The organism is Streptomyces sp. NBC_00448, from assembly GCF_036014115.1.
Taxonomy (GTDB): Bacteria; Actinomycetota; Actinomycetes; order Streptomycetales; family Streptomycetaceae; genus Actinacidiphila.
This window is the reverse complement of record NZ_CP107913.1, coordinates 1433161-1456048: the sequence shown is the minus strand read 5'-3', so window position 1 is coordinate 1456048 and position 22888 is coordinate 1433161. Positions and strand designations below refer to the sequence as shown.

Annotated in this window: 18 protein-coding genes; 12 read left to right on the top strand and 6 right to left on the bottom strand. The window is 73.7% G+C overall.

Annotated elements, in window-relative coordinates; translation table 11 throughout:
* Positions 1-132: 132 nt before the first annotated feature.
* The 4 genes from OG370_RS06105 (at position 133) to OG370_RS06090 (ending at position 6743) form a co-directional block, all read left to right on the top strand.
* Positions 133-1557: a C39 family peptidase gene (locus OG370_RS06105; protein WP_328461387.1), complete on the top strand. Its 1425-nt coding sequence runs from the start codon at positions 133-135 to the stop codon at positions 1555-1557.
* 223 nt (positions 1558-1780) lie between these two features.
* Positions 1781-3031, top strand: coding sequence for a carbohydrate-binding protein (locus OG370_RS06100; protein WP_328461385.1), 1251 nt, complete (start codon positions 1781-1783; stop codon positions 3029-3031).
* Positions 3032-3333: 302 nt separating this feature from the next.
* Positions 3334-4149 carry an SAM-dependent methyltransferase gene (locus OG370_RS06095; RefSeq protein WP_328461382.1) on the top strand — a complete coding sequence of 272 codons (816 nt, stop codon included), beginning with the start codon at positions 3334-3336 and terminating at the stop codon, positions 4147-4149.
* Positions 4150-4421: 272 nt separating this feature from the next.
* Positions 4422-6743 carry a putative bifunctional diguanylate cyclase/phosphodiesterase gene (locus OG370_RS06090; protein ID WP_328473845.1) on the top strand — a complete coding sequence of 774 codons (2322 nt, stop codon included), beginning with the start codon at positions 4422-4424 and terminating at the stop codon, positions 6741-6743.
* Positions 6744-6806: 63 nt separating this feature from the next.
* Here OG370_RS06090 and OG370_RS06085 read toward each other — a convergent pair whose 3' ends face one another.
* On the bottom strand, positions 6807-8480 hold the full coding sequence (locus tag OG370_RS06085; protein ID WP_328473843.1) for a serine/threonine-protein kinase: 1674 nt from the start codon (positions 8478-8480) through the stop codon (positions 6807-6809).
* A gap of 23 nt (positions 8481-8503) precedes the next feature.
* On the bottom strand, positions 8504-8629 hold the full coding sequence (locus tag OG370_RS06080; protein WP_328474892.1) for a hypothetical protein: 126 nt from the start codon (positions 8627-8629) through the stop codon (positions 8504-8506).
* Positions 8630-8950: 321 nt separating this feature from the next.
* On the opposite strand from OG370_RS06080, the gene OG370_RS06075 reads away from it, so the two are divergent.
* Positions 8951-10126 carry an acyl-CoA dehydrogenase family protein gene (locus tag OG370_RS06075; RefSeq protein ID WP_328461380.1) on the top strand — a complete coding sequence of 392 codons (1176 nt, stop codon included), beginning with the start codon at positions 8951-8953 and terminating at the stop codon, positions 10124-10126.
* Between the two features lie 65 nt (positions 10127-10191).
* Here the strand turns inward: OG370_RS06075 and OG370_RS06070 are convergent, their stop codons facing one another.
* Positions 10192-10698: a hypothetical protein gene (locus OG370_RS06070; RefSeq protein ID WP_443060621.1), complete on the bottom strand. Its 507-nt coding sequence runs from the start codon at positions 10696-10698 to the stop codon at positions 10192-10194.
* A 299-nt stretch (positions 10699-10997) separates the two neighbouring features.
* Here OG370_RS06070 and OG370_RS06065 point away from each other — a divergent pair, with 299 nt between their 5' ends.
* The 5 genes from OG370_RS06065 to OG370_RS06045 all read left to right on the top strand — a co-directional run bounded on the left by OG370_RS06065 (position 10998) and on the right by OG370_RS06045 (position 17703).
* Positions 10998-12239 (top strand): D-arabinono-1,4-lactone oxidase, encoded by a 1242-nt coding sequence (locus tag OG370_RS06065; protein WP_328461376.1) that lies wholly within the window; start codon positions 10998-11000, stop codon positions 12237-12239.
* A 65-nt stretch (positions 12240-12304) separates the two neighbouring features.
* The gene (locus tag OG370_RS06060; RefSeq protein WP_328473841.1) at positions 12305-12745 is read left to right on the top strand and encodes an Lrp/AsnC family transcriptional regulator; all 441 of its coding nucleotides are present in this window, start codon (positions 12305-12307) and stop codon (positions 12743-12745) included.
* 30 nt (positions 12746-12775) lie between these two features.
* A complete protein-coding gene (locus OG370_RS06055) occupies positions 12776-14479 on the top strand; it encodes an amidohydrolase (RefSeq protein WP_328461374.1) in 1704 nt (567 codons plus the stop codon).
* Positions 14480-15256: 777 nt separating this feature from the next.
* Entirely contained in the window at positions 15257-16936 is a 1680-nt protein-coding gene (gene lnt, locus OG370_RS06050) for an apolipoprotein N-acyltransferase (RefSeq protein WP_443060849.1), read from the top strand.
* Positions 16933-17703, top strand: a complete 771-nt coding sequence (locus OG370_RS06045) for a polyprenol monophosphomannose synthase (protein WP_328461372.1) — start codon at positions 16933-16935, stop codon at positions 17701-17703. The genes lnt and OG370_RS06045 overlap by 4 nt, the downstream gene beginning before the upstream one ends.
* Before the next feature lie 23 nt (positions 17704-17726).
* On the opposite strand, the gene OG370_RS06040 is transcribed toward OG370_RS06045, so the two are convergent.
* Positions 17727-18569 carry a DUF1345 domain-containing protein gene (locus tag OG370_RS06040; protein ID WP_328461370.1) on the bottom strand — a complete coding sequence of 281 codons (843 nt, stop codon included), beginning with the start codon at positions 18567-18569 and terminating at the stop codon, positions 17727-17729.
* A 90-nt stretch (positions 18570-18659) separates the two neighbouring features.
* Between OG370_RS06040 and fxsA the strand changes: the two genes are divergently transcribed.
* The gene (gene fxsA / locus OG370_RS06035) at positions 18660-19259 is read left to right on the top strand and encodes an FxsA family membrane protein (protein WP_328461368.1); all 600 of its coding nucleotides are present in this window, start codon (positions 18660-18662) and stop codon (positions 19257-19259) included.
* 228 nt (positions 19260-19487) lie between these two features.
* On the opposite strand, the gene OG370_RS06030 is transcribed toward fxsA, so the two are convergent.
* Entirely contained in the window at positions 19488-19862 is a 375-nt protein-coding gene (locus tag OG370_RS06030; RefSeq protein ID WP_031517570.1) for an RNA polymerase-binding protein RbpA, read from the bottom strand.
* Positions 19863-20119: 257 nt separating this feature from the next.
* Positions 20120-20863, bottom strand: a complete 744-nt coding sequence (gene yczE / locus OG370_RS06025) for a membrane protein YczE (protein WP_328461366.1) — start codon at positions 20861-20863, stop codon at positions 20120-20122.
* 64 nt (positions 20864-20927) lie between these two features.
* Between yczE and yczR the strand changes: the two genes are divergently transcribed.
* Positions 20928-22439, top strand: a complete 1512-nt coding sequence (yczR, locus tag OG370_RS06020) for a MocR-like transcription factor YczR (protein ID WP_328461364.1) — start codon at positions 20928-20930, stop codon at positions 22437-22439.
* Positions 22440-22888: the final 449 nt, after the last annotated feature.

Below are 22888 nucleotides of genomic sequence, written 5' to 3'. Positions count from 1 at the left end.
GGTCTGGGAACACGGCACCCCTGGTGGAACGACCCGGTCAGCGACGATAGTGGTCGGCACCCACCGTGCCCCAGCAGGGCCCGGACGGGCCATCTCCCGTTCACGTCGAGGGGAACCGAGGTACCACCCATCATGACCAGTAACGCGCCCCGGCGTGCCGTGCTGACCGCCGCGCTCGCCGCCGCGGCCGGCGTCGCCGCCTCGAACGCGCAGACCGCTTCCGCCGCCCCGGCCGCCGCGCCGGCCGGCACCGGGACCGCCGCGGGGCGGGCCGCGCACAGCGGCGGCAAGGGCGGCGCCGCCGCGACCGACCCCGCGCCGGTCGACTACCACGGCTGGAGCACCTACCCCGACTGGCTGTTCGGCGAGCACCAGGGCACCCTCCCGGTGCCCGGCTCCCGCCCCGGGGTGCGGATCGTCCGCCCGGCGGGCACGTCGGACTACACCGACCCGCACACCGGCAAGACCGCCACGTACGAGTACGCCTCCTGGACGTCGCCGGCGCGCAAGCTCCCGCACCCCGCCACCGAGCTGGTCTCCTCGTGGAACGCGCAGACGCCCGCGGGCACCTGGATTCAGGTGGAGCTGCTGGGCACGTACACCGACGGCACCGCCACCCCGGCCTACGTGATGGGCCGCTGGACCGCCGGCGACAGCGACGAGGACATCCGCCGCACCTCCGTCGACGACCAGGGCGACGACACCAGCAGCATCTACACCGACACGTTCTCGATCGACGACGCCAGTGCGGGCAAGCTGCTCGCCTCCTACCGGCTGCGGGTCACCCTCTACCGCAAGCCCGGCAGCCACGACACCCCGACCGTGTGGCGGGTCGGCGCGTTCGCCTCGAACGTCCCCGACCGCTACACGGTGCCCGCGTCCGTGCCGAGCCTGAAGGGCGCCGTCGAACTGCCGGTGCCGCGCTACTCGCAGGACATCCACAAGGGCCAGTACCCGCAGTACGACAACGGCGGCGAGGCGTGGTGCAGCCCCACCTCGTCCACCATGTGCATCGAGTACTGGGGACGCGGCCCGACCGCGGCCGACCTGGCCTGGGTGGACCCCTCCTACGCCGACCCGCAGGTCGACCAGGGCGCCCGCTACACGTACGACTACCAGTACGAGGGCTGCGGCAACTGGCCGTTCAACGCGGCCTACGCGGCCACGTACAAGGACATGCAGGGCGTCGTCACCCAGCTGCACTCGCTCAACGACGCGGAGCGGCTGATCAAGGCCGGCATCCCGGTGATAACGTCCCAGTCGTTCCTGGCCAGCGAGCTGGACGGGTCCAACTACAGCACCTCGGGCCACCTGATGTGCATGGTCGGCTTCACCGCCGAGGGCGACGTGATCATGAACGACCCGGCCAGCGAGAGCGACACCGCGGTACGCAACGTCTACAAGCGCGCCCAGTTCGAGACGGTGTGGCTGCGGACGAAGCGGATCACCGCGAGCGGCTCGGTCGGCTCCGGCTCCGGCGGTGTGGTGTACCTGTACTTCCCGGCGAAGCCGAGCCCCGGGCAGAAGCGCGCGCTCGCCTCCGTCGGCGTCGTCTGAGTCCGGCTCACGGCTGGACGGCTGACGGCTCCACAGCTGACGGTTCGACGGCACGACAGTTCCAGGGCCCCGGTCCCGCGTCTTCCGCGGGGTCGGGGCCCTTTCGCGTGGTCCAACTGGTAGAGACCAATTTGTGGGTTGACCCAAAGGTCTGGACCAACCTATTGACGTGTTCGGATCATCGCAGGACCCTGCTGCCACGTTCCCCCACAGGAGGTCCGACGTGAACCGTCTCAAAGCCCTCGGCACGGGAGTGGCCGCCGCGGTGCTCGCTGTCGCCGGGCTGGGCACCGCCGCCGCCCTCGGCACCGGCCAGGCCGGCGCGGCACCCACCGCGAGCGCGCTCGGCAACAACTGGTACGCCGCCGCGCCCTATCTGATGCCGCTGGACAACGACCCGCCGGACGCCACCGCGATCATGGACGCCACCGGGCTCAAGGCGTTCCAACTCGCCTTCATCCTCGCCCCCAACGGCGGCGGCTGCAGCCCCACCTGGGGTGGCACGAACGCGGTCTCCTCGGACACCTCGGTCGCGAACACCATCGCCGCGATCCGCGCCAAGGGCGGCGACGTCTCCGTCTCGATCGGCGGCTACGGCGGCACCAAGCTCGGCCAGGCGTGTTCCGACGCGGCCTCGACCGCGGCCGCGTACCAGCAGGTCGTCACCAAGTACCAGCTCAAGGCGATCGACTTCGACCTGGAGGAGCCGGAGTACGAGAACACCGCGGCGGTCGCCAACGAGCTGGGCGCCGCCCAGATCCTGCAGCAGAACAACCCCGGCATCTACATCTCGGTCACCACCGCGGGCACCGCGGCCGGCACCGGCTGGTTCGGCCAGCAGATGCTCAACGAGGCCAAGTCGCTCGGCTTCACCCCGAACAACTTCTCCATCATGCCGTTCGACGGCGGCTTCAGCGGCGCCGCCTCCCAGACCGCGGCCCTGACCGCGTTCAACGGGCTGCTCCAGAGCACCTTCGGCTGGGACGCCGCCACCGCCTACGCCCACGAGGGCTTCTCCGGCATGAACGGCCGCAGCGACTCGGGGGAGTACTTCTACCAGGCGGACTTCCAGACCGTGCTGAACTACGCCACCAGCCACGGCATGGGCCGCTTCACCTTCTGGTCGCTCAACCGCGACCGCCAGTGCACCCCGCCGGACAACAACGGCACCACGTCCGGTACGTGCAGCTCGGTTCCGCAGGGCGCCTGGGACTTCGCCAAGTACTCGGTGAAGTTCGCCGGCGCCACCCCGCCCACCGATCCGCCGACCACGCCGCCCACCACTCCGCCCACCACCCCGCCGAGCGGCGGCGACTGCGCGAGCGTGTCCGCCTGGAGCGCGTCCGCGGTCTACAACGGCGGCGCCGAGGTCTCGTACGGCGGCCACAAATGGCTCGCGCAGTGGTGGACCACGAACGAGCAGCCCGGCACCACCGGTGAGTGGGGCGTGTGGAAGGACGAGGGCGCCTGCTGAGCCGTCAGGGCCGGCGGACGCGCCGGTCGCAGCACTGATCCGCACGGATCTCGAAGGCCGAGGTCGGGCCCGTGGCGCGCTTGCGCCACGGGCCCTTTCGGCTGGGTGCGCATCTCCGCACGTGCGCGTTTTCGCATATGCACATGCCGGTGGTAGCCGACCAAAACGGACCTCGCTTTTCCGGTTATGTGCTTCACTCCGAACATGTGATCAGTAACCTCGGTTGAGCATCCGGGAGTCTGCCCGATCCGGCCGTGCCCGCCTGCCGTGTCCGCACTCCCCCCGACCTGGAGACACCGACCGTGACCGAGCGACCGTCCTGGGCCCCGCAAGGCATCGACATCACCGTGCCGAGCGTGTCCCGGATCTACGACTACTTCCTGGGCGGCTCGCACAACTTCGAGGTCGACCGGGAAGCGGCTCGGGTCGCGCTCAGCGCGCTGCCGGGGATACCCAAGATCGGCCAGGCCAACCGAGCCGTCATGCGCAGGGCGGTGGACTTCGCCCTGGACCGCGGGATCACCCAGTTCCTCGACATCGGCTCGGGCATCCCCACCTTCGGCAACGTCCACGAGGTCGCCCAGGCCGGCCACCCCGGCGCCCGCGTCGTCTACGTCGACAACGACCCGGTCGCGGTCGCCCACAGCCGCGCCGTCCTGGACGGCAACGACGACGCGACGATCGTCGCCGCCGACCTGCGCGACCCCCGGTCGATCCTCGACGCCCCCGAGACCGGCAGGCTGCTCGACCTGTCCCGGCCGGTCGCGCTGATGCTGGTGGCCGTCGTCCACTTCCTCACCGACGACGACCGCCCCGCCGAACTCATCGCCACCCTGCGCGACGCGCTGGCCCCCGGCAGCGTCATGGTCATCACCCACGCCACCGTCGAGTACGGCCCGACCCCGGCCGGTCAGCGTGGCGTCCAGAAGGTCTACCAGCGCACCAGCACCCCGCTGATCATGCGCACCGCCGCCGAGTTGGAGCCCTTCTTCGACGGCTTCGACATCGTGGAGCCGGGCATCGTGCCGCTGCCCTTCTGGCGGCCCGACACCCCGCCGGCCGACGACGACGACCCGTCGGTGCTGCACGGTCTCGCCGGTGTGGGGCTGAAGGCGTGACCGCCGAGCCGGCCGCGGCCGGGGACGCGGCGCGGCAGACCGGCAGCGAGCCGGCCGCCGCGTCCGGGAGCGTGACCACGAGCGCGTCCGGGAGCGCCGCCGCGGCCGAAATCGGAGCGTCCGGCGCCACCGGAGCCGTCGACGGAAGCGGGGTCACCGCCGCAAACAGAGCCCGAGCGGCGACCGCGGTGCCCGCAGGGACGGCAGACACCGCCCGGACGGCAGGCCCTGCCGAGGCGGAGGCGGGCGCCGAGGTGGAATCCGCCGCCGAAGTGGAAGCCCACGCTGGGACGGAGGGTTCCGCGCAAGCGGAAGCCGAGGCCGAGGCCGAGGACAGCCTGCGCCGGTTCGCCGCCATATGGGGCCGCGCGGTCTACCCGCTGACCGCCACCTCCATGACGCGGGCCGAACTGGAGTCGTACCTGAGGCCGTTGGCCCGCGTGCTCAGCGACGCGCTGAGCGCCGACCGGTTCGACCCGCGCGCCGCCGTGCCGGTCGGTGCCGCCCTGGTCGGCGCGCACTGCACCGACCCCGAGGCGCTGCCCAGCATCCTCGGCATCATCGACGCCTATCTCGTGCTGTACTGCCCGCCCGGCGGCGGCCTGCCCGCCGACGAGGCGCGCGCCCGCTGCTCCCGCCTCCAGCACGCCGTCGCCGTCGGGTTCTCCCAGGCGCTGCGCGAACGCACCCTGAACGAGCAGGAGTCCATCTCCCGGGCCGCGCTGGCCGCCCAGGCCGACGCCGAACGCGCGCTGGCCGCCAGCGAGGCCCGCTTCCGCGCGGTCTTCGAGGGCGCCGCCGTCGGCATCGGCATCGCCGACCTGGACGGCCGCGTCGTGGAGGTCAACGACGCGCTCAGCCGGATGTTCGGCGGCGAGAAGCACGTCATGCAGCGCACCGTCTCGGAGTGGGCCCACCCCGACAACGCGGCGACCACCGGCGCCCTCAACGGCGAACTGGTGCGCGGCGAACGCGACGGCTACCACATCGAGAAGGCGTACCCCCGGGCCGACGGCTCCGTGCTGTGGGCCAACCTCCAGGTCTCCCTGCTCCGCGACGCCACCGGCGGCCCCCAGTACCAACTCGCCCTGCTCGAGGACATCACCGAGCGCCGCCGGCTGCTGCACCGGCTGCGCCACGAGGCCACCCACGACGCCCTTACCGGCCTGCCCAACCGTGCCCTGTTCTTCGAACGGCTCGACCAGGCACTCGCCGCGACAGCCGAGACCGACGCGCCCGTGGTGTCCGCCGCGACGGCCGCCCCCGCTCCGCCCGAGCAGGGCGCCGACGGCGGCACACCGGGCGACCGCTCACACCGCGCAGCCGCCCCCGCGACCGGCGCCCCCGCCTCCACTGACGGCGGCGGTACGGGCCCGGGCCGCCGGATCGGCCTGTGCTACCTCGACCTCGACGGCTTCAAGGCGGTCAACGACAGCCTCGGCCACGCCGTGGGCGACCGACTCCTGGTCGCCGTCGCCGAGCGGCTGCGGGACTGCCTGACCACGCCCGACCAGCTCGTGGCCAGGATCGGCGGCGACGAGTTCGTCGCCCTCTACACCGACCCGCCGAGCCTGGAGGCCGTCACCGATCTGGCCGGCCGCATCCTGTCCGCGCTGTCCGCGCCCGTGCTCCTCGACGGCCGCGAACTGCCGGTGCACGGCAGCATCGGCATCGTGCTCACCCCGACCGCCTCGCACGCCGCCGCCGACGTGCTGCGCAGCGCCGACATCACCATGTACCGGGCCAAGGAACTGGGCGGCAACCGCTACGAGGTCGCCGACCCCGACGCCGACGCCCGCGCGATCACCCGGCACAGCCTCACCAACCGGCTGCCGGGCGCCCTGGAGCGCGGCGAGTTCTTCGTGGAGTACCAGCCGCTGATCGGGCTCAGCGACGGCGTCGTGCACGGCGCGGAGGCCCTGGTCCGCTGGGGCCACCCGGTGCACGGCGTGCTCGGGCCGGACCGGTTCATCCCGCTCGCCGAGCACACCGGGCAGATCGTGCCGCTCGGCCGCTGGGTGCTGGAGCAGGCCGTCCGGCAGGCCGAGGTGTGGCAGCGCAACCACCACGGCGCACGCGCCCCCCGGGTGAACGTCAACCTCTCGCCGATCCAGTTGCACCATCCCGACCTGGTCGCCGAGGTGACCCGGGTGCTGGACGACAGCGGGCTCGCCCCGGAGTCGCTCTGCCTGGAGGTCACCGAGAGCGCGCTGATCGGCGCCGACCAGGACGCGTTGAAGCCGCTGCGCCGGATCGCCGACCTGGGTGTCGAGATCGCCCTGGACGACTTCGGCACCGGCTACTCCAACCTCTCCTCGCTGCGCTGGCTGCCCGTCAGCGTGCTCAAGCTCGACCGCGCTTTCTCCCGGGGGATGAGCCACCACCCCGCCGACCCGGTCGACCTGAAGATCGTCGAGGGCATCGTCTCCCTCGCGCACGGCCTCGGCCTGTCCGTCACCGTCGAGGGCGTCGAGACCAGCGCCCAGGCCGACTACCTGCGGGACCTGGGTTGCGACACCGGCCAGGGCTGGTTCTACGGACGCCCCGCCCCGCCCGAGCAGTTGGGGACCCTCCTGCTCGCCGACGCCAGCTGAGCCCGGCCGGGCCGGCAGCCGATCGGTTGGCCGGCGGGCCGGTGGCCGGCCCGTGACGGCCGGTCAGTTCTGCTTGGTGAACGTGTCGGGCGCACCCAGCGACCGGCCGCCGCTGAAGTCGGCGAGCCGCAGCGTGTCGCCGCCGCGGTCGATACTGAGGGTGTAGATCCGGCCCTGGACGCACACGGTGCCGCTGGACGGGTCGGACGGGGCGCTGGCCACCGCCTGGAAGATCACGGTGGAGCCCTCCTGCTCGCTGAAGCTGAGCGTGTCGGTGCAGCCGATGTCCTGGCCGGAGAGCAGCGCGGCGACGTGGGTGACCTCCTTGCCGACCACGCTCCCGCGCGTGCCGCCGGTCAGGGTGAGGGTGACCTTCGTCTTCCCGGTGACCGAGGCCAGGCCGGGACCGACACCGGACCAGGTGCCGATCCAGGAGGAGGGCAGCTTGTCGCCCGAATCGGAACCCGAATCGGAACCCGAATCGGAACCCGAATCGGAGCCCGAACCGGAGCCGGAGTCGCCGCTGCCGGTGGAGCCGCCGGCGGCGTCCGTTCCGTTCGTGGTCGCGGTGGCCGAGGTGGTGGGCGCGTCCGCGTTCGAGCCGTCGCCGGAGCCCGTGTGCTGCCGCCAGCGGTGCACCGCGAGGGTGCCCACGACCACCAGGACGACGGCGACCGCCGCCGCGGCGACGACCGTGGTCCGCCGGCCCCCGCCGCGGTTCGGGCCGCCGGGCGAGCCGTGGGCGGGCGGTGCGAGCGGTTGCCCGAGCGGGCCCTGAGCCGGCTGCCCGGTGGCCGCCGGCGGCCCCTGGTAGGCCGGGTGCCGGAACGTCGTGGACGCCGGACCGTACGGCGTGGTGGCCGCCACCGGCGGGGCGCCGGGCGCGGGCGGAGCGGCCGCGGGCGCGGGCGCCGTCGCGGGCTTGTCCGGCGGCTCGGCGGGGCCCGGGCCGGCGTCGGGCGCCGGCGGATCGCCCAGCGTCGCCCGCATCTCCTCCTCGCGGGCGGCCAGTTCGTCGGGCAGCCCCGGCGGCAGGTGCCCGGACCAGGGCGCCGGCGCGGCGGCCGCCCCGCCCGGTCCGCGCAGCGACTCGGCCGCCCCCAGCGCGGTCGGACGGTCCGCGGGGCTCTTGGCCAGCAGCGCGGTCACCGCCGGCAGCAGCGCGTCGGGCACTCCGCTCAGGTCCGGCTCCTCGTGCACCACGCGGTACAGCAGCGCCGGCGTCGAGGCGGTCTCCCCGGGGTGGTTGAACGGGCCGCGGCCGGTCGCCGCGTAGACCAGCACCGCGCCGAGCGAGAACAGGTCGCCGGGCTCCGCGGAGGTCCCGGAGGCGGCCTGCTCGGGCGCCATGTAGCCGGGCGAGCCGATCATCGCACCGGTGCTGGTGTGCCGGGTGTCCTCGGCGGCACGGGCGATGCCGAAGTCGATCAGCAGCGGACGGGCCCGCGGCAGCAGGACGTTCGACGGTTTCACGTCACGGTGCGCGAGCCCGGCGTGGTGCACCGCGTGCAGGGCCTCGCACAGCTCCGCGCCGAGCGCCGCCGCGCTGTCGCCGGGCAGCGGCCCGTGCTCGCGCACCCAGTCCGCCAGCGACGGCGCGGCCACGTACTCGGTCGCCAGCCACTGCGGACTCGCGCCGACGGGGGAGTAGTCGACCACGGCGGCGGTCCACGGCGAGCGCACCCGGTCCGCGTTCCTGATCTCGCGGGCGAACCGCTCGCCGAACGCCGGGTCCAGGCCGAACTCCGCGCGGACCGTCTTCAGCGCCAGCGGCGCCCCGCGACCGTGCGGGCCAGGTAGACCTGTCCCATCCCGCCCGCCCCGAGCCGTGCGAAGAGCGGATACCCGCCCACCGAACGGGGATCGGCCGCCCCCAAGCTCTCCATGCGCAGCAGCGTACGTGGCCCTTCCGCTTCGTTCGCCGGCATCCGCCAGGATCACCCGCGACCGCCCGGACCACCCGGGCACCGAACCAGGGGACGCGGTCGGCCGCCCGCGCGGTTGCGGACCCGCCGGGGGGCTTGTGGCGGGGAATCGCCTGTGACGGGGACGCCGCCGTACGGCATACTCCATCCGCCGGACCCGTTGATCACCATTGCCGCGACCCGGCGTGGGAGACAGCGACGGGATCGGGGTAGTTCTCACCGGACGGCTCCCCCACACCCAGGCGAGGGGCCGCCGCCACCCCACAGGGAGGAAGTGCCGTCATGCCCCAGCAAGGCCCGCAGCCGGTCGAGAGGCAGCTGCCCACCGATGAGGCCCGCTTCCTGCTCGACTTGACCCGCGACCTGGCCCGGCGCGACATCGCGCCCGCCGCGGACTCCGAGGAGGAGGCCGGGCGCTTCCCGCGGGAGACCATGGCCCTGATCGGGGGCTCCGGACTGCTCGGCCTGCCCTACGCCGAGGAGCACGGCGGTGGCGGCCAGCCGTACGAGGTCTACCTGCAGGTGCTGGAGGAGCTGGCGGCCGCGCGCCTGACCGTGGGGCTCGGTGTCAGCGTGCACACGCTGGCCTGCCACGCGGTGGCCGCGTTCGGCGGCAAGCAGCAGCGCGCCGACCACCTGCCCGCGATGCTCGGCGGCGAACTGCTGGGCGCCTACTGCCTGTCCGAGCCGACCTCCGGTTCCGACGCGGCGAGCCTGCGCACCCGGGCCGTGCGCCACGGCGACTCCTGGACCATCGACGGCACCAAGGCGTGGATCACGCACGGCGGCGTCGCCGACTTCTACACGGTGCTGGCCCGCACCGGCGGCGAGGGCGCGCACGGCATCTCCGCCTTCCTCGTGCCCGGCGACGCGTCCGGGCTGAGCGCGGGCGCGCCCGAGCGGAAGATGGGCATGAAGGGCTCGCCGACCGCCCAGATGCACTTCGACGGGGTCGAGGTGGCCGACGAGCGGCGGATCGGCGAGGAGGGCCAGGGGTTCGCGATCGCGCTGGCCGCGCTCGACGCCGGGCGGCTGGGCATCGCCGCGTGCGCGATTGGCGTGGCGCAGGCCGCGCTCGACGCCGCGGTGGGCTACATGGGGCAGCGCCGCCAGTTCGGCCGCCCGATCGCCGACTTCCAGGGGCTGCGGTTCATGCTCGCCGACATGGCCACCCGGGTCGAGGCGGGCCGCGCGCTCTACCTGACGGCGGCTCGACTGCGCGACGCCGGGCAGGACTTCAGCGCGCGGGCGGCGATGGCGAAGCTGTTCTGCACGGACACCGCGATGCAGGTCGCCACGGACGCGGTGCAACTGCTCGGGGGATACGGCTACACCGCGGACTTCCCGGTCGAGCGGTACATGCGCGAGGCGAAGGTGCTGCAGATCGTCGAGGGCACCAACCAGATCCAGCGGATGGTGATCGCCCGGCACCTGGTGGGACCCGAGTCCCGGGACTAGCGTCCCGCGGCGGGGATACGGCTTCCCGCCGTGGGCCTTGTCGACAGCGCTCGCGGTGATTACCCCTAGGCCGCGAGCGGGTGGGCGTCGCGCTGGAGGGGGACGCGGATCGGGCGGGAGCCCGGTCCGCCGACGTGGGAGAAGGGCTGCGTACGCCAGTCGAGCGGGAGCGCGGCCGTGAACTGCTCGGTCGCGGGGGCGAGCACCAGCGGCTCCAGGGACCCCGCGTCGGCGACCGCGCGGCCGGAACCGGCGCAGACGGTCAGCCCGAAGGGCTGCCAGGGGTTCGGGCACACCGCGTGCGACGGCAGCACGCTGTCGTCGCCGGCCACCGCGATCGGCCGCGCGCAGTCCGGGCAGGCCAGCCGTACGACATCGGCGAGGTCGGCGCCCTCCTCGTCGGCGCCGTCCTCCTCGGTGTACGGCTCCTCGGCGTCGTCGTATCCGTCGGTCAGGTCCGCGTCCTCGGCCGCGGGGGCGGGCGCCGGGGCGAGCACGAGGTCGCGTTCGTGCCCCTCCGCGACGGCCGATGTCGTCCGCACGCTGCGGCTGTGTCGCACATGGTTACGCATACTGCGTTCCCCCTTGGGTGTTGCCCTCCGTTGGGCCGGCCCGGCATCAGGCACGCGGCCATAGCGAGCACTTCCCGCCGCGCTACGCGGGTAATCGCGCCATACGGAGTGCTCCGCACGGTCGCTGTGTGGCCTTCGTCACACTCGCCCGGCGAGCGGTGGATGCGCCCCCGCCATGCGCCCGTACGCCCCCGGAATGCCCCGGGCCGTGCCCCGCCGACCCGCCTTATAGGGTGGCGAAAGGGCGGGGACCAGCGCGGTTGTGCCGGCGGAGAGCCGGCGGGCGGGAGTGGCACGGCATGCGGACCAACTGGGCGGGCAACCTCACCTTCACCGCGGAACGCGTGCACCGCCCCGCCACCCTCGACGAGCTGCGCGCGATCGTGGCCGGCGGCCGCCGGGTCAAGGCGCTCGGCAGCGGCCACTCCTTCAACGAGATCGCCGACACCGACGGCGATCTCGTCGAACTCACCGCGCTCCCGGCCGAGATCGACATCGACAGCGCCGCCGGCACCGTCCGTGTCGCCGCCGGAGTGCGCTACGCCGAACTCGCCGCGCACCTGCACGCCCACGGCTTCGCGCTGCCCAACCTCGCCTCCCTGCCGCACATCTCGGTGGCCGGCTCGGTCGCCACCGGCACCCACGGCTCCGGCGACGCCAACGGCTCGCTCGGCACCTCGGTGACCGCCCTGGACCTGGTCACCTCCGGCGGCGACACCCTCAGCCTCAGCCGCGACAAGGACGGCGACCGCTTCGACGGCGCCGTCGTCGCACTCGGCGCACTCGGCATCGCCACCCACCTCACGCTCGATGTGGTGCCCACCTTCCAGGTCCGGCAGACCACCCGCACCGGCCTCGCGCTCGACGACGCCCTCACCCACTTCGACGCGCTCACCGGCGCCGCCTACAGCGTCAGCCTCTTCACCGACTGGCGCGCCGACCGCTTCACCCAGATATGGCTCAAGCGGCTCGACGGCACCCCCGAACCCGAACTGCCCTGGACCGCGCCCGCCCCCGGCCCGCTGCACCCCGTGCCCGGCGTCGACCCGGTGCACTGCACCCCGCAGGACGGCACCCCGGGCCCCTGGCACGAGCGGCTGCCGCACTTCCGCCCCGAGTTCACCCCGAGCAGCGGCGAGGAACTCCAGTCCGAGTACCTCGTGCCGCGCACCCACGCCACCGCCGCGATCGCCGCCGTCGCCGCCCTGCGCGAGACGGTCGCGCCGGTCCTGCAGATCTGCGAGGTCCGCACCGTCGCCGCCGACCGGCTCTGGCTCAGCCCCGCCTACGGGCAGGACACCGTCGCCCTGCACTTCACCTGGCGCCAGGACCCGGCCGCCGTCACCCCCGTGCTCGGCCGGATCGAGGCCGCCCTCGCCCCCTACGCGGCCCGCCCGCACTGGGGCAAACTCGCCACCACCGACCCCGCCACCGTCCGCGGCCTCTACCCCCGGATGGCCGACTTCCAGGCGCTGGTCGCGGCCACCGACCCCGACGGCACCTTCGGCAACGCCTTCCTGCGCCGGATGCTGGTGCCATGACCGACCAGCCCGAGCCCGGCCGTCCCGTGACCGCGAACCCCTCCGTGCCGGTAAGGTCATCGGCTGTGGAGGAGCTGGACCGGCACATCGTGGAACTGCTCGTCGCCGACGGGCGGATGAGCTACACCGACCTGGGCAAGGCCACCGGCCTGTCCACCTCGGCCGTGCACCAGCGGGTGCGCCGGCTGGAGCAGCGCGGCGTCATCCGCGGGTACGCGGCCGTCATCGACCCGGAAGCGGTCGGCCTGTCGCTGACCGCGTTCATCTCCGTCAAGCCGTTCGACCCCAGCGCTCCCGACGACATCGCCGACCGGCTCGCCGAGGTGCCCGAGATCGAGGCGTGCCACAGCGTGGCCGGCGACGAGAACTACATCCTCAAGGTGCGGGTCTCCGCCCCGATCGAGCTGGAGCACCTGCTCTCCCGGATACGGTCGCTGGCCGGCGTCTCCACCCGCACCACCGTGGTCCTGTCCACCGCCTATGAGTCCAGGCCCCCCCGGATCTGACCTCGGCCCGGGCCGGGGGAGACTGGCCGTATGCACCAGCGCCCCGCCGCAGCGGCGACCACGACCCCCGACCCGAACGACCTGAACGGCCCCGCCGGCCGCACCGTGCTGCTGCGCGGCGGCTTCGTCTACAGCCCCGCCGACCCCTTCGCCACCGCGATGGTGGTCGACGGCGACACGGTGGCCTGGGTCGGCTCGGAAGGCGCCGCCGACTCCTTCGCCGACGGCGTGGACCAGGTCGTGCAGCTCGACGGCGCGCTGGTCACCCCCGCCTTCGTCGACGCCCACGTGCACACCACGGCCACCGGCCTCGCCCTGACCGGCCTCGACCTCGGCGCGGCTCCCACCCTCGCGGACGCGCTGGCCCGCACCGCCGCATACGCGGCCGCGCACCCCGGGGACCGGGTGCTGCTCGGCCACGGCTGGGACGACACCCGCTGGCCCGAGGGCCGCCCGCCGACCCGCGAGGAGCTGGACCGGGCGGTGCACGGCCGCCCGCTCTACCTCGCCCGCACCGACGTGCACTCCGCCGTCGTCACCACCGCCCTGCTCGACCTGGTGCCCGGCGCCGCCGACCTGCCCGGCCACCACCCGGCCGGCCCGCTCACCCGCGACGCCCACCACGCCGCCCGCGCGGCCGCGTACGCCGCCGTGACCCCCGCCCAGCGCGCCGCCGCCCAGCGCGCCGCGCTCCGGCACGCCGCCGCCCGCGGCATCGGCAGCCTGCACGAGTGCGCCGGCCCCGACATCTCCTCGCAGGACGACCTCACCGCCCTGCTCGCCCTCGCCGCCGCCGAACCCGGCCCCCGCGTGCACGGCTACTGGGCCGAGCCCGTGAGCGGCCCGGCCGACCTGGAGCGGCTGCGCGACCTCGGCGCGGTCGGCGCCGGCGGCGACCTCTTCGTGGACGGCTCGCTCGGCTCCCGCACCGCCGCGCTGCACGATCCGTACGCCGACACCGGCCCCGACGCGGAGGCCGACCACGGCAGCCACCGCGGCGTCACCTACCTCGACGCCGACACCATCGCCCGCCACCTCACCCTGTGCACCCAGGCAGGGGTCCAGGCGGGCTTCCACGCCATCGGGGACGCCGCGGTGGCCGCCGTGGTCGACGGAGTGCGTGCGGCGGCCTCCACGGCCGGCCTGGACCGCGTACGGGCCCTGCGGCACCGCGTCGAGCACGCCGAGGCGATGACCGACGCGACGATCGCCGCGTTCGCGGAGTACGGCCTGATCGCGTCCGTGCAGCCTGCCTTCGACGCGGCCTGGGGCGGCGACGACGGCATGTACGCGGCCCGCCTCGGCCGCGAGCGGGCCCGCACGCTGAACCCGTACGCCGCCATGACCCGCGCCGGGGTGCCGCTCGTCCTCGGCTCCGACAGCCCCGTCACCCCCCTCGACCCCTGGGGCACCGTCCGCGCGGCCGCCTTCCACCGCACGCCCGAGCACCGCATCTCCGCCCGCGCCGCCTTCAACGCCCACACCCGCGGCGGCTGGCGCGCCCTCGGGCGCGACGACGCCGGCGTGCTCGTGCCCGGCGCCCCGGCCGACTACGCGGTCTGGCAGGTCGGCGACCTGATCGTGCAGACCCCCGACGAACGCGTCACCAACTGGTCCACCGACCCCCGCTCCGGCACCCCCGGCCTGCCCGACCTCACCCCCGGCACGCCGCTGCCCACCGCGCTGCGCACGGTCGTCGCCGGCCGCACGATCCACCGCCCGCCGAACGGGTGACCTGCGCTTTCCGGGATGCGGCCGAACGGTGTGCGGTGGACCGGTGGCGGCGTGTCGCGGTCGCGCCGGTGCCTCGCCACTGACCTGCTGATTTACCGGGAGTCCGCAGGTCACAGGGGTGTTGACAGTGGCTGGTCGGGGGCGAGTAGGTTCGGCCAGGTCCACCACAGGACGTCGGACCGGGGGCTCTCCGCGGTTGCGTCGAACACCGCTGGGCCATGGGGCGCCGCGCCGCACGCGCGCCGCCACTGGCAGCCAGGTCCAGCGTCCGCGGCGCGGAACGCGGGGGGAGTGCCGCCCGATCGACAGGTGTGACCCGGGAAGGGCCCGGACGCCCAGTAGACAACGGCCTCGGTGCCGAGCCGCAGCCAGCGGTTCCCAGGTCGGCCCGAAGGGTGTCCGGGCCCGCTCCCGTTGGGGGCCCTGACCCGCCGGGCCGCCCCGTTCTGCCGTCACGGGACCTTGCGGTCCGTAGGTGGCTTGTCGCGCCGTTCCCTCCCAGAGCTTCGCCGGGGTGGGGGTGCCCCCGGCGGAGCCAGGGGGAGTGCCCCCACGGCCCCTGGGTATCTGCGGCACCTCCTTGCTTGCCGCGGGATGGGCCGCACTTGCCAAGGGGCGCGGGAAACTGCGCGACAAGCCACCCACATGCCTCAAGATCCGGGAACTCACGGGGATGGGCAGGACGGGCGGACCCCGCCCCGGCCGAACCGCCAGGAAGACGAGGTACGGTCACCTTCGACAACTCTCTCGACCTGCAGGAAGGCCACCCCCGTGCGCCTGCGTCCGCCGAACGCCCCCGCGGCGCCCCCCGTGGCCGTGCCTGCCGCCGACGTGACCGTCGTACCGGTCGTACCGGCGACGCGGCGCGCCCGGTGGAAGGCCACCGCCAGGGCCGCGGCCCCCAGGAGCGGGGTGGCCGCGGCCTTCGGCCTGATGATGGCCGCCGCCTTCCCGCCGTACGGCGTGTGGCCGTTGTCGCTGGTCGCGGTGGCCGGCCTCGCGCTGGTGCTGGAGGGCCGCACGGTCCGCCAGGGCGCCTGGCTGGGCTTCGCCTTCGCTTTTCCGTTCTTCCTGTGGCTGCTGGTGTGGCTGCGGTCGGTGATCTGGCTCGCCGTGGTGGGCCTGTCCGCGATCGAGGCGCTGTACCTGGTGGTGATGGCCGCCTTGATGGTGGTGGCCCGCCGGCTGCCGTGGTGGCCGCTGTGGGCGGCCTGCCTGTGGGTGACCCAGGAACTGGTCCGCGACCGGCTGCCGTTCGGCGGATTCCCTTGGGGCCGGCTGGCGTTCGCGAACACCGGGTCGCCGTTCACCCCGCTCGCCGCGCTCGGCGGCGCCCCGCTGGTGAGCTTCGCGGTGGCGCTCAGCGGCGCCCTGCTGGCCGCGGCGGCGCTCGCCGCCCACCGGGCGTACCTCGCCCGCCCCGAGGCCCCACGGACCCGGGCGCTGACCGTGCGGGGCGCCCTGCCCGCGGCCGGCGCGCTCGTCCTGGCCGCGGCCGTGCTGCTGTCCGGCCTGCTCGTGCCGATCCACACCAACGCGGTCGGGCATGTGAAGGTCGCCATCGTGCAGGGCAACGTGCAGCAGCCCGGCATGCACTTCCTCGGCCGCCCGATGAAGATCCTGGACAACCACGTGCAGGCCACCCTCAAGCTCGCCGCGGACATCAAGGCCGGCAAGGTGCCCAAGCCCGACATCGTGCTGTGGCCGGAGAACTCCTCGGACCTGGACCCGTTCACCTACCCGCAGGCGTACGACAAGATCACCGAGGCGGTCCAGGCGGTGGGTGTGCCGGTGCTGGTCGGCGCGCTGGTCGACGGCCCGGACAAGGCGCACGTGCAGAACGAGGGCATCGTCTGGGACCCGGTCACCGGCCCGGGCGCGCACTATACGAAGCAGCACCCGGTGCCGTTCGGCGAGTACGTCCCGTTCCGTAAAGAGTTGACCAAGGTCATCCCGATGCTGAACGAGATCCCGAAGGACTTCTACCCAGGTAAGGGCAGCGGCGTGATGCAGATCGGCCCGGCGAAGCTGGGCGACGTGATCTGCTTCGAGGTGGCCTACGACGGAATTGTGCGCGACACAGTGAACGCCGGAGCCCGCGCCATCGTCGTACAGACCAACAACGCAACTTACGGCCGCACCGGCCAGCCCGACCAGCAGCTCGCGATGTCCAAGCTGCGAGCGGTCGAGCACGGCCGGGCCGTGGTCACCGCGGCGACCAGTGGGATCAGCGCGGTGGTCGAGCCGGACGGGACGATCGAGCAGCGCAGCAAGGAGTTCACCCAGCAGGTCATCAGCGCCGACATTCCGCTGCGCGACGAGAAGACGATCGCGGACCGAGTCGGTGCGGCACCTGAGTGGGCACTCGCTATGGTTGGTCTTCTGTCCTGCGCGGCCGCCACCGCGATCGGCAGGCTGGAGCGCACGCGCATGGCGAAAGGGCAGACGCAGCAGTGAACGAGGACGAGCAGCGGAGCTTCGACTCCCTCGGCAGGGTCCTGGTCATCATCCCCACCTACAACGAGGCGGAGAACGTCCGGCCGATCGTCAAGCGGGTCCGGGCGTCGGTGCCCGAAGCGGACATCCTGATCGCCGACGACAACAGCCCTGACGGGACCGGCAAGTTGGCCGACGAACTCGCCGCCGACGACCCGCAGGTGCACGTGATGCACCGCAAGGGCAAGGAGGGCCTCGGCGCCGCCTACCTGGCCGGGTTCCAGTGGGGGATCGACCACGACTACGGCGTGCTGGTCGAGATGGACGCCGACGGGTCGCACCAGCCGGAGGAACTGCCGCGGCTGCTCACCGCGTTGAAGAGCGCCGACCTGGTGCTCGGCTCGCGGTGGATTCCCGGCGGCCGGGTGGTGAACTGGCCCAAGCACCGCGAGTACCTCTCCCGGGGCGGCAGCACCTACTCCCGGATGATGCTCGACGTGCCGATCCGCGATGTCACCGGCGGCTACCGGGCCTTCCGGCGGCAGACCCTGGAGAGCCTGGGCATGGGCGACATCGCCTCCGCCGGCTACTGCTTCCAGGTGGACCTGGCCTGGCGCGCGGTGAAGGCCGGCTTCCACGTGGTCGAGGTGCCGATCACCTTCGTGGAGCGCGAGCGTGGTGACAGCAAGATGAGCCGCAACATCGTGGCCGAGGCGCTGTGGCGGGTCACCGCGTGGGGCGTCGGGGCGCGGGCGAGCAAGATCACCGGGCGCCGTCAGCTGCCGTAACGCCATCGTGCCGCTGCGGCCGGTCATTTGAGGATGTTGACCGCTCGGGCCACCACCAGCACCACGGTGACCAGCGACACCGCGGACTGCGCCATCATCAGCAGCTTCGCCTTCCGTGTCACCGGCAGCACGTCGGTCGGGCTGAACGCCGTGGAGTTGGTGAAGGACAGGTAGAAGTAGTCCAGGTAGGCGGACTCCCAGTGCGGAGGTGACAACTGCGGGGACTGCAACTGCGGGAAGAGGAGGTCCGGCACGTCCTGCTCGCCGTGCGCGCGGGCGGCCGGCCCGCCACGGTCCAGTTCCCAGTAGGCGAGCGCGAAGATCACGACGTTGATCATCCAGATCGCGCCACCGGTCAGCAGCAGCCTCCCGGCCGGCGTGTGGTCGGTGCCCTCGGCCAGCCCGCGCACCAGCAGGACCACGGAGAACAGGTTCGCGGCTCCGATCGCCAGGGTCAGCACCAGGCTGAGTACCCGATACGTACGGGAGCCGCGCTCGATGCGGTGCGGGTTGAGCGCGATCAGGCAGGCGAGCAGGGCCGCCTCCACCGCGGGGACCAGAATCCGGGGGTGGCCCACCAGCCGGGCGGGCAGCACGAGCTGGATCGCCATCACCGCGAGCACGGAGGCGGTCGCGGCCCAGCGCGGCTCCCCCCGGGTGGCCCGGCGCCAAGCCGGTACGGCCTCGTGCTGGGCCGTGCCGAGCTCGGCCCGGGCGGGGACGAGCAGGGCCTCGATCCGGGCCAGGCGGTCGGCGAGGGTGTCGCCGTCGGGGGCGGGACCGCCGGGTGATCCGGCGTGCGGGTCGTCGGCTCGGGGCTGGTGTGCCTGCGGCGCGGGGTCGTCGGAGGGCTCCGGGTGTGTCACGTCGCACATCGTCGCTGGCCGGTACGGCGCCAGTCCACCGCCCAGGGAGCCCGGCGACGGGCTTTACCCGGACTTTGGCACACTTGAGATATGACGACGAACACATCGCCCCCGGTCAGGCCGCAGCGACAGCGTCGTTCGCGGGCTCGCACCATCGTGCCGATCGCGATCGCGGTGTGGGTGGCGCTGGAGATCTGGCTGCTGACGGTGGTGGCCGGGGCGACCAACTGGCTCGTGGTCTTTCTGTGCATTCTCGCCGGGTTCGTGCTGGGCGCCGCCGCCGTGAAGCGCGCCGGGCGCAGCGCCTGGCAGAACCTCGCGGCATCCGTGAACGCCCAGCAGCAGGGGGTTCAGCCCGGCCCGCCCCAGGGCGGCGGCCGGACCGGCCTGGCCATGCTGGGCGGGCTGCTGCTGATCATCCCCGGGTTCGTCTCCGACGCGGTCGCGCTGGTCCTGCTGATCCCGCAGGCCCGGGCGTTCATCGGGCGCCGGGTGGACCGGGCGATACTCGGCCGCGCCGTGCCGATGCCTCCAGGAGGGCCCGCGGGCGGCTTCGGAGGGCCCGGCGGACCTGGTTTCGGTGGCGGGGACGGCCCTGGTGGTGGGCCCGGCTCCGGCAGCGGCTCGGGCGGGGGGCCTGGTTCCTCCGGGGACAAGGTGGTCCAGGGCGAGGTCATCAACCGGGACTGACCGCCCGCAACCGGCACGGACTGCCCGCCCCGGCCCGCTCGGCCTGCCACGGCGGGCGGCAGGGCCTGCCGTCGGCCGCAGCGGCCGGCGGCACAGGATGTGGGCACAGGGCACCGTAGGACGGCATGGGTACGCCCGGCGCGGAGCGGGTGCTCCGGCCGGGCGGAAGGGTTCGGGGGCCGCGGATGCGGGCCCGGAGTGGGCCCGCGGCGCCGCGGACCCGGTCCGTCAGGCGGTCTTGCGGTTGTCGCGCGGATGCACCGCGATGTTCATCGCTCCGGACCGGAGGACGGCGAGCCGTTCGGCCAGCACTTCCTCCAACTCTTCGAGCGTGCGCCGCTCCATGAGCATGTCCCAGTGCGTGCGCGCCGGCTTCGTGGTCTTCTCCTCGGGACCTTCTCCGTCCACCAGAAGCGCGGTCTGGCCGCAGGCGCGGCACTCCCACTCCGGAGGAATCTCGGCCTCAACCGAAAACGGCATCTCAAATCGATGGCCGTTCCGGCATGCGTACTCAACGGTCTGGCGCGGGGCCAGATCGATGCCGCGGTCGGTCTCGTAGCTGGTGGCCCCGAGTCGCGTGCCGCGGAGAGCTCGCTCACTCATGAATCGTGCCTCCCGGGCTTTGGTCGCCCACAGGACAGGTGTCGCTGTCGTCGTCATCCGGTCAACGTCCGGTCGGCGGTGAAGATTCCCGTTTCGGGATATGCGTCGCCCGTCGTGTCGCCCCTGTTTCTACCCAGCGACATCCCATTTGTCACACTCGGCGGGATATGTCACCCGCTGTCGTCGTATCTTTTGCGTGCAGTAGCGGTCAGCTCGCTGGGCCAACCGCGTACACTACCCGCCCGCACCCCTCAGGGCTAAATCGTGTCCACCACTCGGTGTTCCGGCGCTTCCCGGCGAATACCCGCAGAGCCGTCCGTACCGGCCATGATCGGCCCGGAACCGGCCGCGGACGAGGCCGGGAGACCGGCCTGGGACCGGGCCGGGGGAGTGTCGAACAGGCGCAGGAAGAACTGGGCGAGCGGGCCGATCGACACGGCGTACAGCACGGTGCCGACGCCCACGCCGCCGCCGAGCACGAAGCCCGCCGCCAGCACGGTCAGCTCGATGCCGGTACGGATCAGCCGCAGCGAGCGGCCGGTTCTGCGGTGCAGGCCGGTCATCAGGCCGTCGCGGGGACCGGGGCCGAACCGGGCCGAGATGTACAGGCCGGTGGCCGCGCCGTTCAGCAGCACCCCGCCCACCACCAGCGGCACCCGCACCGCGAGCGCCGCGTGATACGGCACCAGGGCCAAGGTGGCGTCGAGCGAGAGGCCGACGAGCACCACGTTGGACACGGTGCCGAGCCCCGGGCGCTGCCGCAGCGGCCACCACAGGAGCAGAACGGCGGCACCGACGACAATGGAGACCAGACCGATGCTGATCCCGGTCAGCCGCGACAGCCCCTGGTGGAAGACATCCCACGGGTCCAGGCCGAGCGAGGCGCGGACCAGCAGCGCGTCGCTCGCGCCGTACAGCGCGAGCCCGGCGTAGAGACGGACGAGGCGGTGGACAGGTGGACGGCGCACGGGTACCCCCCTGGCGTGTGAACGGCGGCGCATGCCACTCTGTGGCCTGTACACGGCTTTCTTCCACAGCCAATCCGGGAAAGGTGGACTGAGTTCGATGCCTCAGTGGACCGCTACGGTGAGCGCCGCGCACCTCGCCCGGCTTCTGACCCCCCGGCCGGCGGCCGACGGGAGCGGGGCCGGTACCGGGAACGGCGGGCGGAAGCTGCCCGCCTACCGAGGGCTGGCCGACGGGGTGCGGCTGCTGGTGCTGGAAGGGCGGCTCCAGGTCGCCGCGCGGCTGCCCGCCGAGCGGGAACTCGCGCTCGCGCTCGGGGTGAGCCGGACCACCGTCGCGGCCGCGTACGAGGCGCTGCGGGCCGAGGGCTTCGCACGCTCCCGGCGCGGCGCCGGCAGCTGGACCGCGATCCCCGAGGGCCACATCCTGCCCTCCCGCAGCCTGGAGCCCCTGCCGCCGGACGCCGCCGGGTCCGTGATCGACCTCGGCACCGCCGCGCTGCCCGCGCCCGAGCCGTGGCTGAGCCGGGCCATGCAGGGCGCCCTCGCCGAGCTGCCCGCGTACGCCGCGACCCACGGCGACTTCCCCGCCGGGCTGCCGGTGCTGCGCGAGGCCATCGCGGACCGCTACACCGCACGCGGGGTGCCGACCATGCCCGAGCAGATCATGGTGACCACCGGGGCGATGGGGGCGGTCGGCGCGACCGCCCGGCACGCGGTCGGGTATGGCGAGCGGGTCGCCGTGGAGTCGCCCAGCTACGCCAACGTGCTGGAGCTGTTCCGCGAGACCGGCTCCCGGCTGGTGCCCGTCGCGCTGCGGGAGCGGCTGGGCGGCTGGGACATGGACGTCTGGCGCCGCGTGATGCGGGACGCCGCGCCCCGGATGGTCTATGTGATGCCGGACTTCCACAATCCGACCGGCACGCTGGTCGGCGACGACGAGCGGCGCGAGCTGGTCGAGGCGGCCCGGGTGGCGGGGGCCACGGTGGTCGCCGACGAGACCATGGCCGAACTGGTCCTCGACGGCGAGGAGTCCGGGGTGCGGCCGCTGGCCGCGTTCGACCGGGGCGGGACCGTGATGACGGTCGGCTCGGCGAGCAAGAGCGTGTGGGCCGGGCTGCGGATCGGCTGGGTGCGCTCCACGCCCGACGTGGTCCGCCGGCTGGTCTCCGCCCGCGCCTACCTCGACCTCGCGTCTCCCGTCGTCGACCAGCTCGCGGTGGCCTGGCTGATGCGGGGCGGCGGCTGGGAGCAGGCGCTCGCCTCCCGCCGGGCCCGCGCCCGCGAGTGCCGGGACGACCTGGTGGCCGCGTTGCGCGCGCACACGCCCGGGTGGGACTTCAGCGTGCCGCGCGGCGGCATGACGATGTGGGTGCGCACCGGTGACGTCTCCGGGTCCCGCCTCGCCGTCACCGGTGAACGGCTCGGCGTCCGCGTGCCCGCGGGGCCCCGTTTCGGGGTCGACGGCGCCTACGAGTCCTACGTCCGCATACCTTTCACCGTCAGCGGTCCCGCCGCCGACGAGGCCGCGGCCCGCCTCGCCCAAGCCGCCGAACTCGTCCGCTCCGGCGCGGCCCCCGACGGCGACCCGACCGGCCTCTTCGTTGCGTAGCCCCTGCGGGGTGGCCGCCGCGACCCCGTCCGAACGGCACGCCGTTCCCCCTACGGCACCCCGCCGCCGTGGTGGCGGTCCGTGTCCGTCCCCGGCCCGGTGGGTGGCTGGTCGCGCAGTTCCCCGCGCCCCCCTGCGGGGTGGCTGCCTCGCCTTTGTCTGACGGCCGGTGGTCGGTTGCGCGCGCAGTTCCTCGCGCCCCTGACGGCAGCCCGCCGCCGTGGTGGCGGTCCGTGTCCGTCCCCGGCCCGGTGGGTGGCTGGTCGCGCAGTTCCCCGCGCCCCCCTGCGGGGTGGCTGCCTCGCCTTTGTCTGACGGCCGGTGGTCGGTTGCGCGCGCAGTTCCTCGCGCCCCTGACGGCAGCCCGCCGTCGCGGTGGCGGTCCGTGTCCGTCCCCGGCCCGGTGGGTGGCTGGTCGCGCAGTTCCCCGCGCCCCCCTGCGGGGTGGC